This window comes from Streptomyces sp. NPDC045998 (assembly GCF_056430285.1).
The window spans coordinates 77,124-93,109 of sequence record NZ_JBWKLJ010000003.1; the positions used below are offsets into that span (position 1 = coordinate 77,124).

The 15,986-nt window shown below is 72.3% G+C and carries 16 protein-coding genes; 5 read left to right on the forward strand and 11 right to left on the reverse strand.

Annotation, left to right across the window (positions count from 1 at the left end; translation table 11 throughout):
* Positions 1-84: 84 nt before the first annotated feature.
* Positions 85-819 carry a phosphatase PAP2 family protein gene (locus AC07FJ_RS09350; protein WP_479047054.1) on the forward strand — a complete coding sequence of 245 codons (735 nt, stop codon included), beginning with the start codon at positions 85-87 and terminating at the stop codon, positions 817-819.
* Here AC07FJ_RS09350 and AC07FJ_RS09355 read toward each other — a convergent pair.
* The 9 genes from AC07FJ_RS09355 to AC07FJ_RS09395 all read right to left on the reverse strand — a co-directional run bounded on the left by AC07FJ_RS09355 (position 801) and on the right by AC07FJ_RS09395 (position 10,099).
* On the reverse strand, positions 801-1,583 hold the full coding sequence (locus AC07FJ_RS09355) for an AAC(3) family N-acetyltransferase (RefSeq protein ID WP_479047057.1): 783 nt from the start codon (positions 1,581-1,583) through the stop codon (positions 801-803). The two genes, AC07FJ_RS09350 and AC07FJ_RS09355, sit on opposite strands and share 19 nt — an antisense overlap.
* Positions 1,584-2,216 carry an HD domain-containing protein gene (locus AC07FJ_RS09360; RefSeq protein ID WP_479047060.1) on the reverse strand — a complete coding sequence of 211 codons (633 nt, stop codon included), beginning with the start codon at positions 2,214-2,216 and terminating at the stop codon, positions 1,584-1,586.
* Between the two features lie 124 nt (positions 2,217-2,340).
* Positions 2,341-2,826, reverse strand: a complete 486-nt coding sequence (locus tag AC07FJ_RS09365; RefSeq protein ID WP_479047063.1) for a hypothetical protein — start codon at positions 2,824-2,826, stop codon at positions 2,341-2,343.
* A 109-nt stretch (positions 2,827-2,935) separates the two neighbouring features.
* Positions 2,936-4,354 carry an NAD(P)/FAD-dependent oxidoreductase gene (locus AC07FJ_RS09370; protein ID WP_479047064.1) on the reverse strand — a complete coding sequence of 473 codons (1,419 nt, stop codon included), beginning with the start codon at positions 4,352-4,354 and terminating at the stop codon, positions 2,936-2,938.
* A gap of 22 nt (positions 4,355-4,376) precedes the next feature.
* Positions 4,377-5,171 (reverse strand): ABC transporter permease, encoded by a 795-nt coding sequence (locus tag AC07FJ_RS09375; RefSeq protein ID WP_361427993.1) that lies wholly within the window; start codon positions 5,169-5,171, stop codon positions 4,377-4,379.
* On the reverse strand, positions 5,171-6,106 hold the full coding sequence (locus AC07FJ_RS09380; protein WP_479047067.1) for an ABC transporter permease: 936 nt from the start codon (positions 6,104-6,106) through the stop codon (positions 5,171-5,173). Before AC07FJ_RS09380 ends, AC07FJ_RS09375 begins: the two co-directional genes overlap by 1 nt.
* A complete protein-coding gene (locus AC07FJ_RS09385) occupies positions 6,103-7,257 on the reverse strand; it encodes an ABC transporter ATP-binding protein (RefSeq protein ID WP_479047068.1) in 1,155 nt (384 codons plus the stop codon). The genes AC07FJ_RS09380 and AC07FJ_RS09385 overlap by 4 nt, the downstream gene beginning before the upstream one ends.
* Before the next feature lie 46 nt (positions 7,258-7,303).
* On the reverse strand, positions 7,304-8,551 hold the full coding sequence (locus AC07FJ_RS09390; RefSeq protein ID WP_479047070.1) for a polyamine ABC transporter substrate-binding protein: 1,248 nt from the start codon (positions 8,549-8,551) through the stop codon (positions 7,304-7,306).
* 33 nt (positions 8,552-8,584) lie between these two features.
* On the reverse strand, positions 8,585-10,099 hold the full coding sequence (locus tag AC07FJ_RS09395) for a gamma-aminobutyraldehyde dehydrogenase (protein ID WP_479047073.1): 1,515 nt from the start codon (positions 10,097-10,099) through the stop codon (positions 8,585-8,587).
* A 175-nt stretch (positions 10,100-10,274) separates the two neighbouring features.
* Between AC07FJ_RS09395 and AC07FJ_RS09400 the strand changes: the two genes are divergently transcribed.
* Positions 10,275-10,829: an NADAR family protein gene (locus tag AC07FJ_RS09400; protein ID WP_479047076.1), complete on the forward strand. Its 555-nt coding sequence runs from the start codon at positions 10,275-10,277 to the stop codon at positions 10,827-10,829.
* A gap of 38 nt (positions 10,830-10,867) precedes the next feature.
* On the opposite strand, the gene AC07FJ_RS09405 is transcribed toward AC07FJ_RS09400, so the two are convergent.
* Positions 10,868-11,494, reverse strand: coding sequence for a DUF4190 domain-containing protein (locus AC07FJ_RS09405; RefSeq protein WP_479047077.1), 627 nt, complete (start codon positions 11,492-11,494; stop codon positions 10,868-10,870).
* Positions 11,495-11,579: 85 nt separating this feature from the next.
* Between AC07FJ_RS09405 and AC07FJ_RS09410 the strand changes: the two genes are divergently transcribed.
* Together AC07FJ_RS09410 and AC07FJ_RS09415 are read left to right on the forward strand one after the other, a co-directional pair.
* Complete coding sequence (locus AC07FJ_RS09410) at positions 11,580-12,605, forward strand: adenosine deaminase (protein WP_479047079.1); 1,026 nt, start codon at positions 11,580-11,582, stop codon at positions 12,603-12,605.
* Positions 12,605-13,294, forward strand: coding sequence for a glycerophosphodiester phosphodiesterase (locus AC07FJ_RS09415; RefSeq protein WP_479048275.1), 690 nt, complete (start codon positions 12,605-12,607; stop codon positions 13,292-13,294). Before AC07FJ_RS09410 ends, AC07FJ_RS09415 begins: the two co-directional genes overlap by 1 nt.
* 5 nt (positions 13,295-13,299) lie before the next feature.
* Here AC07FJ_RS09415 and AC07FJ_RS09420 read toward each other — a convergent pair whose 3' ends face one another.
* Positions 13,300-13,836 (reverse strand): hypothetical protein, encoded by a 537-nt coding sequence (locus AC07FJ_RS09420; protein ID WP_479047081.1) that lies wholly within the window; start codon positions 13,834-13,836, stop codon positions 13,300-13,302.
* 79 nt (positions 13,837-13,915) lie between these two features.
* Here AC07FJ_RS09420 and AC07FJ_RS09425 point away from each other — a divergent pair, with 79 nt between their 5' ends.
* A complete protein-coding gene (locus AC07FJ_RS09425) occupies positions 13,916-15,856 on the forward strand; it encodes a serine/threonine-protein kinase (RefSeq protein ID WP_479047082.1) in 1,941 nt (646 codons plus the stop codon).
* Positions 15,857-15,986: the final 130 nt, after the last annotated feature.

The following is a 15,986-nucleotide window of genomic DNA, read 5'->3' on the forward strand; positions in this document are numbered from 1 at the left end:
CCTGTGAAGAGGTTGTGGGGGGCCGATGGCGGGATGGAGATCCCGCTGTCGGCCCCCCGCTTCTCTGCCGTACGGTTTCCGCAGATGAGAGAGACACCTTCCAGGCCGGAGCCTCCCCAGCCCCGTCCTGGGCGTGCCTTCGCGCACACCACCGGGGCCTTCGGCTCCGGAACTCCTCACCGATCGGACAGTCGCCCGCCCCATACCCCCCGGGGCGTGCGGCGCACCGGTCACGGCGACCGCCCCGGAACAACCCCCCCTGTTCCGGGGCGGTCGGCATTCCTCCCCGTGGCGGCCCTGGTGCTGTTCGCGGTCGTCACCTGGCAGGTCGCGGTCCACGGGCCGCTCGCCCGGCTGGACGAGCGCGCCGGGCGCGCCGTCGCCGGACGCGGACCGGCCCCCCTCACCGAACTCCTCGCCGACCTCGGCAACCTCCAGGTCGCCCTGCCCGTCCTCGCCGTCGCCCTCGCGTACGCGGTGTGGCGCGGGCGCCGCCGGGCGGCGCTGTGCGCGGGGCTGGCGATGGCGCTCGTGCCCGCCGTGGTGGTGCCGCTGAAGGTGCTCGTCGACCGGGTGGGGCCGCTGACCGCCGAGACCGGCTACTACCCGTCCGGGCACACGGCGACGGCGCTGGTGGCGTACGGCGGGGCGGCCGTCCTGGTCCACCGGCGACGGCTGCTGCCCGTCGCCGCCCTGCTGACGGTGGCGACGGGCGTCGGGCTGGTGCTGCGCGGCTACCACTGGCCGCTGGACGTGCTGGGCAGCGCGTGCCTGTTCGCGCCGGTGCTCCTGGGCCTGGGTTACGCCGCCCGCCGCTGAGCCAGCAGCTCCGCCAGGCGCGCCGCCGTGTGGTCGGTGAACGGCACGCTCGCCATCAACTCGCAGGGCGCCGCCCCGATCGTGCGGGTGCGGACCAGACCGGCGGCGCGGGCCTCGGCGCCCAGGCGGGGGAAGAAGGTGCCGTTGTCGTCGCCCACGTCCGGCGCCTCGACCCACACCCGCCGCCCGCCGATCGGGTACGGGAAGCGGCGCAGCTTGCGGCGGTGGTGCGGAACCAGCGACTCGGCGTAATGGAGGAACGAGTTCCGGTTGTGGCCGACGCCCAGGAGGAGGATGTGGGCGCCGAGTTCGTACAACCGGGCGAAGGCGGATCCCGCGCCCAGGGCGTACGCCAGGGGCCGCCCCTCCGTGAGGCTGCGGGCGTGCGGGCCGATGGCGGCGACGGAGGCCTGGGGGTGGCCGCCGCGCAGTCGGCCGGGGTGGGCCAGCACCGCGTTGGGGAGGGCGCCCATCGGGGTGGGCAGCGCGTCGTGGAAGTCCGGCACCGCCCTGCGGGCGCTCTCCACCTCGGGGTCGAAGGGGTCGCGGGCGTACGGCGCGGGGTCGGCGACCTGGGGCGTGAAGGTGGGGACGACGACGGTGCCGGAGTCCCCGACGCAGCCGAGCAGCGCGTCCAGGACGGCGCGGGCCCCGCCCTCCACCCTGCCGAAGGCCGACAGGGACGCGTGCACCATCACGACGGCTCCCCGGGGCAGGCCCAAGGCCTGGAACTCCGCCCGCAGGCGGGCCGTGTCGAGAGCCACCTACTCCGCCCAGGGGGAGCCGGTGATGACGTCGACGAAGTTCGGGCGGACGTAGCCCTCGGTGTAGCGCTCCAGGACATCGGCCTTGACGTTGCCGAAGGTGGTGTGGGGGCGGTGTGCGATGCCGTCGTTGAAGGCCTGGAGGATGCGGCGCTTGAAGTCGGGGCGCGGGTGCGCGGCGACGACCGCGGCCCGCTGCCCGTCGGAGACGTCGTCGTAGCCGATGCCCAGGACGTCGAGCTCGACGCCCGCCGTGACGAGGGCGATCTCGGGGGCCATGTACGCGGGGATCTCGGGCGTGGTGTGCAGGGCGATGGCCTCCCACACCACGCGGGCGCTCTCCTCGGGCACCCCGTGCCGGAGCAGGAACGCCCGGGCGTCCTCGGCGCCGTCGATCTCGAAGCGGCGGGTGGACCCGCGGTGCGCCTCGGTGAGTCCGAGGTCGTGGAACATGGCGCCCACGTAGAGCAGTTCCGGGTCGAAGACCAGTCCGCGGTTGCGGCCCTGGAGCGCTCCGAAGAGGTAGACGCGGCGCGAGTGGTGGTAGATCAGCTCGTCGGCGGTGTCGCGTACGAGCTCGGTGGCCTCCTTGGCGAGGGCGCTGTCGGGGATCGCGATGTCGGCGATGGTCATGCGGGGGCTCCCTGAAGAGAGGTGGAGGGCGGACCGTGTTGCCAGGACGGTAGGGGCGGCGCGCCCGGCGCCGCCCGTCCCGGAGCGCCACTTCGTCAGGTCGCGCCCCGGCCCGCCCCCTCGCTCACGGCCTGTGCCGCCGCCTCGCGAGCTGTCCCGCCGCCGCGTGCAGCGCCAGCTCCAGCAGCGCCGGGTCCGTCAGGGTCCCCCCGCCGTCCGGCCACACCAGCCAGCGCGTGCCGCCGGTCGCCCGGCCCGGACAGGGGTACGGCACAACGAGCCAGGTGCCGCGCCCGGCGGCGCGCATGCCGGTGCCGACCCAGCGGGCGGCCGTGCCCGGCGGGACGAAGAAGCCCATGCGGGCGTCGCCGAAATCGGCGAGGACCGGGCCGGGGTGGTCGACGAGCCGGGAGAGCACGTCGAGGGCCGGGTAGCCGAGCTCGCCGGGCACGATCAGCACGTCCCAGCGCCGCCCCGCCGGGAGTAGCACCACCCCCGCGGGGCTGCGCTCCCACTCCCACCGGCACGCGACGGGGTCCGGCGCCGCCGACACCAGCCACTCCACCGCGCCCTTGCCACCCGAAGCCCCCCAAGCCCCCGAACCGGTCATCGTCCACAGCCTCCCTGTCCGTGCCTGTGCCTGCCCTGCCGGGCAGTGCGTTCACACGGGGAGAGGCGGGTGAACCCGGATCATTACGCGGGTCGCGCCGATGGCGTGGTCAGCTGTCGAAGCCCAGCCCCAGCCGGTCCATCGTCCGCAGCCACAGGTTGCGCCGGCCGCCGTTGGCGTCGGCCCTCGCCAGGGACCACTTGGTCAGGCCGATGCCCGCCCACGCGAGGGGTTCCGGCGGGAAGGGCAGCGGCTTGGAGCGGACCATCTGCAGCTCCGTGCGCTCGGTGCGCTCGCCCGAGAGGAGGTCGAGCATCACGTCCGCGCCGAAGCGCGTCGCGCCGACGCCCAGGCCGGTGAAGCCGGCCGCGTAGGCGACCCGGCCGGCGTGGGCCGTGCCGAAGAAGGCGGAGAAGCGCGAGCAGGTGTCGATGGCGCCACCCCACGCGTGGGTGAAGCGGACGTCCTCCAGCTGCGGGAAGCAACGGAAGAAGTGCTCGGCGAGGGTCAGGTACGTCTCGGGGCGGTGGTCCAGCTCGGAGCGCACGCGCCCGCCGAAGGGGTAGACGGCGTCGTAACCGCCCCACAGGATCCGGTTGTCGGCGCTGAGCCGGAAGTAGTGGAACTGGTTGGCGCTGTCGCCGAGGCCCTGGCGGTTCTTCCAGCCGACGGCCTCCAGCTGCTCGTCGGTGAGCGGCTCGGTCATCAGGGCGTAGTCGTAGACGGGGACGGTATACGCGCGGACGCGCTTGACGAGCGACGGGAAGACGTTGGTGCCGAGCGCGACCTGCCGCGCGAGGACCCTGCCGTACGGGGTCCGCACGGCCATGCCGCCGCCCGCGCGGACCAGGTCGAGGCCCGGGGTGTTCTCGTAGACGCGTACGCCCTGTTCCAGGCAGGCCCGCTTGAGGCCCCACGCCAGCTTGGCGGGGTTGAGCATGGCGACGCCGCGCCGGTCCCACAGGCCGCCGAGGAAGGTCGGGGAGTTCACCTGGGCGCGTACGGCGTCGCGGTCGAGGACCTCCAGCCCGTCGGCGAGGCCCAGGCGGGCGGCCGCCTCGTACACCTCCGTCAGCTCGGCGAGCTGGTGCGGTTCGGTGGCGACGTCGATCTCGCCGGTGCGCTCGAAGTCGCAGTCGATGCCGTACGCGGCGACGGCGGCCTCGATCGCATCCAGGTTCTGCTCGCCCAGCCGCTCCAGCGTGGCGAGCTCGTCCGGCCAGCGGGCGAGACCGTTGCCGAAGCCGTGGGTGAGGGAGGCGGCGCAGAAGCCGCCGTTGCGGCCGGAGGCGGCCCAGCCCGCCTCCCGGCCCTCGATGAGCACGACGTCCCGCTTCGGGTCGCGCTCCTTGGCGAGGAGCGCGGTCCACAGGCCGCTGTAGCCGCCTCCGACGACCAGCAGGTCGCAGTGGTCGGTGCGGGTGAGGGCGGGCTGTGGGGCGGGCTTGCCGGGGTCTTCCAGCCAGAAGGGGACGGGCTGGGCGTCCGAGAGTGATGGTGCAGCGGTACGCATGGCGGCTGGGGCCATGGTTTCCAACTCCCTCAGGTTTCTAGGGTTGTGCGGTGCGCTTCCGCCGGTTGGCCGCGACCTGTCCGGCGAGGACCACCAGGACCGCGATGACGAACATCGCCGTGCCGATGACGTTGATCTGTACGGGCGTGCCGCGCTGCGCCGAGCCCCACACGAACATGGGGAAGGTCACGGTCGAGCCCGCGTTGAAGTTGGTGATGATGAAGTCGTCGAACGAGAGCGCGAAGGCGAGCAGCGCGCCGGCCGCGATGCCGGGTGCGGCAATGGGCAGCGTGACCCGCAGGAAGGTCTGCACGGGACCGGCGTACAGGTCGCGGGCGGCCTCCTCCAGGCGCGGGTCCATCGACATCACGCGTGCCTTGACCGCCGTCACGACGAAGCTCAGGCAGAACATGATGTGCGCGATGAGCACCGTCCAGAAGCCCAGGTCGGCGTTCATGTTGAGGAAGAGCGTCAGCAGGGAGGCGGCCATGACGACCTCGGGCATCGCCATCGGCAGGAAGATCAGCGAGTTGATCGCGCCGCGCGCCCGGAAGCGGTAGCGGACCAGCGCGAAGGCGATCATCGTGCCGAGGACGGTGGCGCCGAGCATGGCCCAGGCGGCGATCTGGAGGGAGAGCGCGAGCGAGCCGCACAGGTCGGCGACGCCGCACGGGTCGCGCCACGCCTGGGTGGAGAACTCCCGCCAGGTGTAGTTGAAGCGCCCCGCCGGGTCGTTGAAGGAGAACACCATCACGACGACGTTCGGCAGGATCATGTAGGCGAGGGTCAGCAGACCCGCGATGACGACGAGGTTCTTGCGGAGCCAGCGCATCAGACCAGGTCCTCCGTTCCGGCCCGGCGGATGTAGACGGTGACCATGATCAGCACGATCGCCATCAGGATGAAGGACAGCGCGGCCGCCGTCGGGTAGTCGAGCACCCGCAGGAACTGTGACTGGATGACGTTGCCGACCATCTTGGTGTCGGTAGAGCCGAGCAGCTCGGCGTTGACGTAGTCACCGCTGGCCGGGATGAAGGTGAGCAGCGTGCCGGAGACGACGCCGGGCATGGACAGCGGGAAGGTCACCTTGCGGAAGGTGGTGGCGGGCGACGCGTACAGGTCCTTGGCGGCCTCGTGCAGCCGGCCGTCGATGCGCTCCAGCGAGGTGTAGAGCGGCAGGATCATGAAGGGCAGGAAGTTGTACGTCAGGCCGCAGACGACCGCCATGGGCGTGGCGAGCACCCGGTCGCCCTGGGTCCAGCCGAGCCAGTTGGTCACGTCGAGGACGTGCAGCGCGTCGAGCGCGCCGACGACCGCGCCGCCGTCCGCGAGGATCGTCTTCCACGCCAGCGTCCGGATGAGGAAGCTGGTGAAGAACGGCGCGATGACGAGGACGAGCAGCAGGTTGCGCCAGCGGCCCGCCTTGAAGGCGATGAGGTACGCGAGCGGGTAGCCGAGCAGCAGGCACAGGAAGGTCGCGGTACCGGCGTACAGCAGGGACCGCACGAACTGCGGCCAGTACTCGGTGAAGGCCTCCCAGTACGTCCGGAAGTGCCAGGTGACCTCGAACCCCTTCTCCAGGGAGCCGGTCTGCACGGAGGTGGAGGCCTGGTAGACCATCGGCAGCGCGAAGAAGACGAGCAGCCAGAGGATGCCGGGCAGCAGCAGCCAGTACGGGACGAGCCGCTTGCGGGCGGCCGGCTTGCGTACGGCCGGCTCAGGTGCGGCGGCGGGTGGGGCTTCGGGGACTTCCGTGGTCGTCGTCACGCGGCGTCCTCCACCTTTTCCACGCCCGCGTCGATGTCCTGGGCCGCGTCCAGACCGAAGGTGTGCGCCGGGTTCCAGTGCAGGACGACCTCGGCGCCCGGCGCCAGCCGGGAGTCGCGCTCGATGTTCTGCTCGTACACCTGCAGGCCCTGGCCGGCCGGGCCGTCCACGACGTACTGCGTGGAGACGCCGATGAAGGAGGTGGCGGTGATCCGGCCCCTGACCTGGTTGCGCCCCGTGGGGATCGCGCTCGCGTCGTCGGCGTGAGCGAGCGAGATCTTCTCCGGGCGGATGCCGACGAGCACCTTGCCGCCGACGGTGGTGGGGGCGGAGCACCGGTCGGCGGGCAGCCGCAACGTGGCGCCGCCGGCGGTGGCGGCGAGGTCGGAGCCGGCCTCGACGACCTCGGCCTCGATGAGGTTGGAGGTGCCGAGGAAGTTGGCGACGAAGGTGGTGCGCGGGTTCTCGTAGAGGTCGGCGGGGGCGCCGAGCTGCTCGACGCGTCCGCCGTTCATCACCGCGACCGTGTCGGCCATGGTCATGGCCTCCTCCTGGTCGTGCGTGACGTGGACGAAGGTGATGCCGACCTCGGTCTGGATCCGCTTGAGCTCCAGCTGCATCTGGCGGCGCAGCTTGAGGTCGAGGGCGCCGAGCGGCTCGTCGAGGAGGAGGACCTGCGGGTGGTTGATGAGCGCGCGGGCGACGGCGACGCGCTGCTGCTGGCCACCGGAGAGCTGGTGCGGCTTGTGCCCGGCCTTGTCGCCGAGCTGGACGAGCTCCAGCATCTCGTCGACCTGCTTCTTCACGGACTTCACGCCGCGGCGGCGCAGCCCGAAGGCGACGTTCTCGTAGATGCTCAGGTGCGGGAAGAGGGCGTAGCTCTGGAAGACGGTGTTGACGGGCCGCTTGTACGGGGGCAGGTCGGTGACGTCCTTGTCGCCGAGGTGGACGGTGCCCGTGGTGGGCTCCTCCAGGCCGGCGATCATGCGCAGGGTGGTCGTCTTGCCGCAGCCGGAGGCGCCGAGGAGGGCGAAGAAGGAGCCTTGCGGGACGGTGAGGTCGAGGGGGTGGACGGCGGTGAAGGAGCCGTACGTCTTGCTGATCCCGGAGAGGCGGACGTCGCCGCCGGTGGTGTTCGTGCTGTCAGTCATGGGTTGCGGTCCCCAGGGGGTGTCGAGGTCGGACGAGGGGGTGGGCTCAGGCACCGATGAGCTTGGCGAACTTCTCCTCGTACGCCGTCTCTTCCTCACCGCTGAGGGAGCGGAAGGCGCGGGACTTCGCGGCCATCGCCTTGTCCGGGACGATCAGGGTGTTCGACGCCAGCTCGGGGTCGATCTTCGCCAGCTCGTCGCGTACGCCCTCGACCGGGCAGACGTAGTTGATGTACGCGGCGAGCTGCGCGGCGTTCGGCAGCTCGTAGTAGTAGTCGATGAGCTTCTCGGCGTTGGTCTTGTGCCGGGCGTTCGCCGGGACCAGGAGGTTGTCGGTGGAGGTCATGTAGCCGGCCGCCGGGATCGCGAACTTGATGTCGGGGTTGTCGGCCTGGAGCTGGATGACGTCGCCGGCCCAGGCGAGGCAGGCGGCGATGTCGCCCTTGTTGAGGTCACCGGTGTAGTCGTTGCCGGTGAAGCGGCGGATCTGCTGGGTGTCCACGCCCTTCTGGAGGCGGCCGACGGCGGCGTCGAAGTCCGCGTCGGTGAACGTCCCGGGGTCCTTGCCCATGTCGAGGAGCGTCATGCCGATCGAGTCGCGCATCTCGGACAGGAACGCCACCCGCCCCTTGAGCTTGGGGTCGTCGAGCAGCTGGGTGACGGAGTCGACCGTGCGGCCGCCGGTGGCCTTCGTGTTGTACGCGATGACCGTGGAGATGCCGGTCCAGGGGTACGAGTGGGCGCGGCCGGGGTCCCAGTCGGGACGGCGGAACTGGCTCGACAGGTTCGTGTACGCGTTGGGCAGGTTCGCCGGGTCGAGCTTCTGGGCCCAGCCGAGGCGGATGATGCGGGCGGCGAGCCAGTCGGTGACGCAGATCAGGTCGCGGCCGGTGTCCTGGCCGGCGGCGAGCTGCGGCTTGACCTTGCCGAAGAACTCGACGTTGTCGTTGATGTCCTCGGTGTACTTGACCGTGATCCCGGTGCGCTTGGTGAACGCCTCCAGGGTGGGGCGGTGCTTCTCGTCCTCGCTGATGTCGATGTACTGCGTCCAGTTGGAGAAGGCGAGCCGCTTCTCCTTCGCCGAGAAGTCCGTGGAGGCGGGACCCTCGCCCTCGCGCTTGGCGGGTGGGATGCCACAGGCGGTCAGGCCGGTGAGTCCGCCGAGCGTGAGCGCGCCGACGCCCGAGGCGCGCAGCATCGAACGGCGGGTGAGGGCTCCTCTGCCGTTCGTCAGGCTGCGCCGCATCGCGGCGAGTTGTGCCGCGGAGAGGCTGTCGGGCTCGTACTGCTCCATGCGCTGTTGCCTTTCGGTGCGGGCCGTTACGGGCTATCGGTCCCCGAAGATCGTGCGGTGCCAGTCCTTCCGGGCGACCGCCGTGTTGTCGTACATCACGTGCTTGACCTGCGTGTACTCCTCGAAGGAGTAGGTTGACATGTCCTTTCCGAAGCCGGATGCCTTGTAGCCCCCGTGCGGCATCTCGCTGATGATCGGGATGTGGTCGTTGACCCAGACGCAGCCGGCCTTGATCGCGCGGGTGGCGAGACCGGCGCGGTAGACGTCGCGGGTCCAGGCGGAGGCGGCGAGGCCGTACGGCGTGTCGTTGGCCAGCCGGATGCCTTCCTCGTCGCCGTCGAAGGGCAGCACGACCAGCACCGGGCCGAAGATCTCCGCCTGGACGATCTCGCTGTCCTGCGGAGCCCCGGTGATGAGCGTCGGCCGGTAGTAGGCGCCGTCGTTGTGGGGCGCCACGCCGCCGGTGACGACGGTGGCGTACGCGCGGGCCCGGTCCACGAAGGCGGCGACGCGGTCGCGCTGGGCGTGGCTGATGAGCGGCCCGAGGTCGGTGCTCTCCTCGAACGGGTCGCCCAGGCGTACGGTCGCCATCAGGTCGGCGACCTGCTCCACGAAGGCCTCGTACAGCGGGCGCTGCACGTAGGCGCGGGTGGCGGCCGTGCAGTCCTGGCCGGTGTTGATGAGCGCGCCGGCGACCGCGCCGTGGACGGCGGCCTCCAGGTCGGCGTCGTCGAAGACGACGAAGGGCGCCTTGCCGCCGAGTTCGAGGTGGAGGCGCTTGACGGTGGCGGTGGCGATCTCGGCGACGCGCCTGCCGACGGCGGTGGAGCCGGTGAACGAGGTCATCGCCACGTCCGGGTGCCCGACGAGGTGCTCGCCCGCCTCCTTCCCCGCCCCGGTGACGATGTTGACGACACCGTCCGGGATGCCCGCGTCCGTGGCCGCCCGCGCGAACATCAGCGAGGTCAGCGGGGTCAGCTCGGCGGGCTTCAGCACGATGGTGTTGCCCGCGGCGATGGCCGGCAGGACCTTCCAGGCGGCCATCTGGAGCGGGTAGTTCCACGGCGCGATGGAGCCGACGACGCCGATGGGCTCCCGGCGGACGTACGAGGTGTGGTCGCCGCTGTACTCGCCCGCCGACTGGCCCTGGAGGTGGCGGGCCGCGCCCGCGAAGAAGGCGGTGTTGTCGACGGTGCCGGGCACGTCGAACTCCCGCGTCAGCTTGATGGGCTTGCCGCACTGCAGCGACTCCGCCTGCGCGAACTCCTCGGCGCGCTCGGCGAGTACGCCCGCGAAGCGGTGCATCGCCTCGGACCGCTCGCCCGGAGTGGCGCCCGCCCAGCCGGGGAGCGCCTCGCGCGCGGCGGCGACGGCCGCGTCCACGTCGGCCGTCCCGGCGAGCTCGTAGGTGAGGACGTCCTCGCCGGTCGCGGGGTCCACGACGGTGTGCGTACGCCCGGAGGTCCCGGCCCGTGCTCGCCCGCCGATGTACTGCGCGCCGGCCGCGAAGCGGTCCCGCACGTCCTTCACCTGGAAGCGGTTGCCCATGACGCTCTCCGTTGTCCCGGCCTGAATTGAGTGCCGATCCTGACAGAGGCCCGCCTACCCAACAAGGGATTCCGTTGTTGCCTTTTGGTTACGCGACGGAATCGGTCGACCATGTGTCGCGTGGGCGCGGGAAACCCGGTACGGAGTGTCCGTGGCGGCTGTCAGACTCCCGTGCATGGAGAAGATCGAAGACCTGTTGGCGCAGGTCAACAGCGGTAAGCGGGTGAAGTACCTGCACTTCTGGGGCCACCGGCCGAGGCCCGACGGCACGATCGGCGCGAGCTGCCTGAGTCAGTGGTGGCCGGCGCCCTTCACCGTCGACGGCGTGCGGTACGCGACGGCCGAGCACTGGATGATGGCCGAGAAGGCGAGGCTCTTCGGGGACGCGGACGCCGAGCGGGCCGCCGTGGAGGCGCGGAGCCCGGCGGCCGCGAAGACGGCGGGGCGGCTGGTGCGGGGCTTCGACGAGGCGATATGGGAGCGGGAGCGGTTCGCCATCGTGGTCGCGGGCAGTGAGCACAAGTTCGGGCAGCACCCCGAGTTGCGGGAGTACCTGCTCTCCACGAACACCCGCGTCCTGGTGGAGGCCAGCCCGCTGGACCGCGTCTGGGGCATCGGCCTCGCCGCCACGGACCCCGACGCCTCGAACCCCGCGAAGTGGCGGGGCCTCAACCTCCTGGGGTTCGCGCTGATGCGGGCGCGTACGACGCTCCGCGCGGCGGGGGTCTGACGGACGCGCCCGCGAGCCCCCCGCCGTCCGGCGGGAGGTCAGTCGCGGGAGACGACCAGCGACGTGGCGAAGGGGTCGCGGTCGTCCCGGGAGCTCTCGCTCTCGACGATCGCCCAGATGATGAACGCCAGGAACGCCGCGCTGATCACCGTGCCGATCGCGCCGAGGATGATGCCCGCCGTCGCCATCTCACTGTTCGTGGCCTCGCCGCGCTGCACCCTCTTGCGGCCGATGATGCCGAAGATCAGCGCCAGGACGCCCGGGATGATGCCGAGCCCGTAGAAGCAGAAGCCGACGACGGCGACGATGCCGAGGACCATCGCCGCGATGCCCAGGCCGTTGGCCGGGGCGGGCGTCCAGCCGGTGTGGCGGCCGTAGGACGGGGGCGGGTAGGCGGCGGGGGCGGGGTAGGGCTGGGTCGGGTAGCCGTAGCCACCGGGGGACGTCGGGGCCGAGGCGGGCGCCGGGTAGCCGTACGGCCCCGGGGCCGGCTGGGCGGGCCCGCCGGGGGCTATCGGGGGCGGCGGGACGTCCCCGCCCGCCGGCATGGACGTCACCGTCGGCTGCTCGTGGACCGCCGGCGGCTTGACCGGCTCGACCCGGTCCTGGGGCGGCCTGCTCTCCGGCGGAGCCCAGGGATCGTTCGCTTCGCTGTTCTCTGGCATGGGCCTCCCCCATCGTGTCCCGCCATGCTAACGACCGCCCTACGATGATCCCTGACCAGCCCGGCCGCGCACCCAGGAGGCCCCGATGACCGATCCGCACCCCTTCATCGCGGGGCTGCCCAAGGCCGAGCTCCACGTCCACCACGTCGGCTCCGCCTCCCCCCGCATCGTCGCCGAACTGGCCGCCCGGCACCCCGACTCCAAGGTACCGACGGATCCCGAGGCGCTCGTCGACTATTTCGTCTTCACCGACTTCGCGCACTTCATCGAGGTGTACCTGTCGGTGGTGGACCTGATCAGGACGCCGGAGGACGTCCGGCTGCTCACCTACGAAGTCGCCCGCGACATGGCCCGGCAGAACATCCGGTACGCCGAGCTGACGGTCACGCCGTTCAGCTCGACGCGGCGCGGCATCGACGAGAAGGCGTTCATGGCGGCCATCGAGGACGCCCGCCTCGCGGCCGAGAGCGAGCTCGGGGTCCTCCTGCGCTGGTGCTTCGACATCCCCGGCGAGGCCGGCCTGGAGGCCGCCGAGGAGACCACGCGGCTCGCGGTCGACCTGCGCCCGGAGGGCCTGGTGTCGTTCGGGCTGGGCGGCCCGGAGATCGGCGTGGGGCGCCCGCAGTTCAAGCCGTACTTCGACCGGGCCCTCGCGGCCGGCCTGCACTCGGTGCCGCACGCGGGCGAGACGACCGGGCCGCAGACCATCTGGGACGCGCTGCGCGAGCTGCGCGCCGAGCGCATCGGCCACGGCACCAGCGCGCCGCGGGACCCGGAGCTGCTGGCGTACCTCGCGGAGCACCGCATCCCGCTGGAGGTCTGCCCGACCTCGAACATCGCCACCCGCGCGGTCACGGACATCGAGCAGCACCCGATCAAGGAGATGGTCGCCGCCGGGGTGCTGGTCACCGTCAACTCCGACGACCCGCCGATGTTCGGCACCGACCTGAACAACGAGTACGCGGTCGCCGCCCGGCTGCTGGAGCTGGACGAGCGCGGCATCGCCGAGCTCGCCAAGAACGCCGTCGAGGCGTCCTTCCTGGACGCGGCCGGCAAGGCGAGGATCGCCGCCGAGATCGACGACTACACCGCCGCGTGGCTCGCCCGCTGATGCCCCCGGTCACCGTCGTCGCGCACCGGGGCGACCCGTACCGCGTCCGCGAGAACACGACGGCGTCGATCCGTTCGGCGCTCGCGCGCGGCGCGGACGCCGTCGAGATCGACGTACGGCTCACCCGCGACGGCGTCCCGGTGCTGCTCCACGACGACACGCTGAAGCGGCTGTGGGGCGTCGACCGGCGGCTGGACCGGCTCACCCTCGCCGAGGTGCGCGAGCTGACCGGCGCGGAGGGCGTGCCGACGCTGGTGGAGGCGCTGGACGCGATCGGCGGCGGGCACCGGGTGATGATCGACCTGCCCGGCGCCACGGAGGCGGCGGTGCGGACCATCGTCGGGACCGTGCACGACTGCGGCGCGGCCGAGCGCGTGTACTACTGCGCCGGCTCCGCCGCGATGCTGCCGGTACGGGCGGCCGACCCGGCCGCCGAGATCGCGCTGACCTGGACGACGCTGGCCCCGCCGCGTCCCGTGCTGCTGGACGCGGTGGCGCCGCGCTGGCTCAACTACCGCTTCGGGCTGGTCAGCCGCGCGCTGACCGAGCGCGTCCACCGCGACGGGCTGCTCGTCTCGGCGTGGACGGCCGACACCCGCAGGACCATGCGCCGGCTGGTCGCGTGCGGCGTCGACTCGATCACCACCAACCGGGTGGACACGCTCACCTCGGTCCTGCGCGGCCGGTAGCGGTCTCAGACGGGGAGCGCGCGGCGCACCCCGCCGACCGGTTCCGTCAGCGACTCCAGGCGCTTGATCATGCGGTGGACGATCAGCAGCGGGATGACGCCGAAGACCCCGAAGGACATGTCGATCACCGACCACCAGAAGGGGATGTCCCGGATGGGCCCGCAGATCAGCGCCAGCGGGACGATCCCGGCGCAGGCGATCATGCCGAACTCGATGACCCAGATGTTGCGTACGGGGTCGCGGTAGGGCCCGTAGAAGGCGACCGCGATGACGAGGTGCGCGAAGGCGAGCCAGTCGGTCCCGTAGAGCAGGAAGGGGTAGCGCTGGTCGGCGGTGTCGAGGCCGACGCGGACGCGCCCGATCCACTCCGCCAGACCGGGGAAGGTGTCGGCGACCGGTGACGCCCAGCCGTTCAGGGCGCTCTCGGCGAGGTGGAGCTCGGTGACGAGCGGAAAGGCCGTCAGACCGCTCAGCACCAGACAGACGATGAAGAACACCAACCACATGCGTATACGCCGCAGAAGGGCGCGGGTCTCGCTCATGTCCGCAGCGTACGCCGGTGTTTACGCGGCCTTTACCCCACCCCCGGCACTCGGGGCGCCGCTGTGCGAAGATCCGAGCGTGCAACCGATCACCGCTGAAGACCCGGCCTGGATAGGCCCGTACCGCCTTCTCGGACGCCTGGGCGAGGGCGGGATGGGCCGTGTGTACCTCGCGCGCAGCGAGGGCGGCCGGACCGTCGCCGTGAAGCTGATCCTCCGTCAGCTCTCGCAGGACGGTGAGTTCCGGCAGCGGTTCGCCCAGGAGGTCGACGCGGCGCGGAGGGTCGGCGGGCGGTGGACGGCACCGGTCCTCGACGCCGACACCGGGGCCGCGATGCCCTGGGTGGCGACCGGGTACATCCCGGGCCCCTCCCTCTCGGAGGTCGTCGGCAAGGACCACGGGCCGCTGCCCGAGGAGTCGGTACGCGCCCTGGCGAGCGGGCTGTCCCAGGCGCTGGGGGCCATCCACTCCGTGGGCCTGGTGCACCGCGACCTGAAGCCCTCCAACATCCTGGTGACCGTGGACGGTCCGCGGGTGATCGACTTCGGCATCGCCCGCGCGCTGGACGCGCACAGCGCCGCCGGTGACGTCAGGACCCGCACCGGCGCGGTCGTCGGCTCGCCCGGCTTCATGGCGCCGGAGCAGGTGCGCGGCGGGGCCATCACCCCGGCGTCGGACGTGTTCTGCCTGGGTGCGGTGCTCGCGTACGCGGCGACGGGGCGGACGCCGTTCGGCAGCCTCGACAGCGGCGTGCACAGCGTGATGTACCGGATCGTGCAGGAGGAGCCGGACCTGACGGGTGTGCCGCCGAGGCTCGCCGGGCTCGTCCGGGCCTGTCTGATCAAGGACCCGGCCGGGCGGCCCTCCGTCGCGGAGCTGATCGAGGCCACACGGGACGCCGAGCCCGCCGGGGCCTGGCTGCCGGGCGCGCTGCTCGCGCAGCTCGGGCAGCGGGCGGCGCGGCTGCTGGACGCGGAGGCGCCCGCCTCGGCGGCGGCCACCGTCGTGCCGGGGCCCGCCCCGGCGCCGGCGCTCCGGCAGCTGCCGCAGCAGCCGACGCCGCCGCCGCACCCGGGGCCGTACGGGCCCACGGCGTTCCCGACCCCGCCCCCGGGGCCCGGCCCGTATCCGTACCCGCACCAGCCCACCCCGCCCCCGGCCACCCGGCCGCCGATGAGCGGCGGGCGGGTGACGCTGATCGTCCTGGGCATCGTGTTCGGGCTGCCGCTGGCGGTCATCGTGCTGCTGGTGATCATCGGTGTGCTCGTCGGCGAGGAGGAGGAGCCCGAGATCAAGGAGCCGGTGGGCGCCGTACCCGGCGCCTATCTCGGCTCCTGGGAGGGCACGATGGGGTCGGGGTCCAAGAGCGAGTTCGCGGGGCGCCTCGACATCGTCCAGGGGCAGAAGAACGAGACGGTCGCCACGGTCACGTACACCCTGCCCCACGCCCTGTGCGAGGACCGCGTACCGCTGGTGTCCGCCGGTCGCGAGAAGATCGTCCTGGGTGCGGGCACCCGGGTCCGGCACGTACCGGAGGACACGAAGGACTGCGACGAGCCGGCCGCCGAGCAGACCCTCAAGGCGCAGCCGGACGGCACACTGCTGTGGCAGGCGGGGGGCAAGTCGACGACGCTCCGCCCGGCCGAGACGGGCGACACCGCCGTGCCCGCGCGGTTCCTGGGCACCTGGGGCATGGCGGTCACGCCCGGAGGCAAGGCTCTGACGCTGACGATCGAACAGGGCGCCGTCGGCACCCAGGCCGTCACGGCGCGCCGTGCGGATTCGTCCGAGGAGAGCTGCCAGTGGAAGGGTGAGCTGTCCGGCGCGCAGGGCGACCGGCTCGTCGTCGGGCCGCTCCTCCCGGCCAAGGCCGCCTGCCGCGAGCAGGGGTCGATGGTGCTCACCCCGGCGGACGACGGGAAGCTCTACGTGAGCCGCCCGGAGGCGCCGAAGGGCGTGGACCGGGAAGTACTCAGCCGCGTCCCCTTCGCTACCGGCGGCCCTGGGGTCGCTCAGTAACCGTGGGCACCCCCCACGACGGCCCGGGGCGCGCCTCCTGACGGCGGGCGTGGTGCACGACGGCCCGCGGGCCGCTTACTGAACGGCGGGCGCGGTGCGCGACGGGTCGGGGCCTGCTCACTGCCCGTGG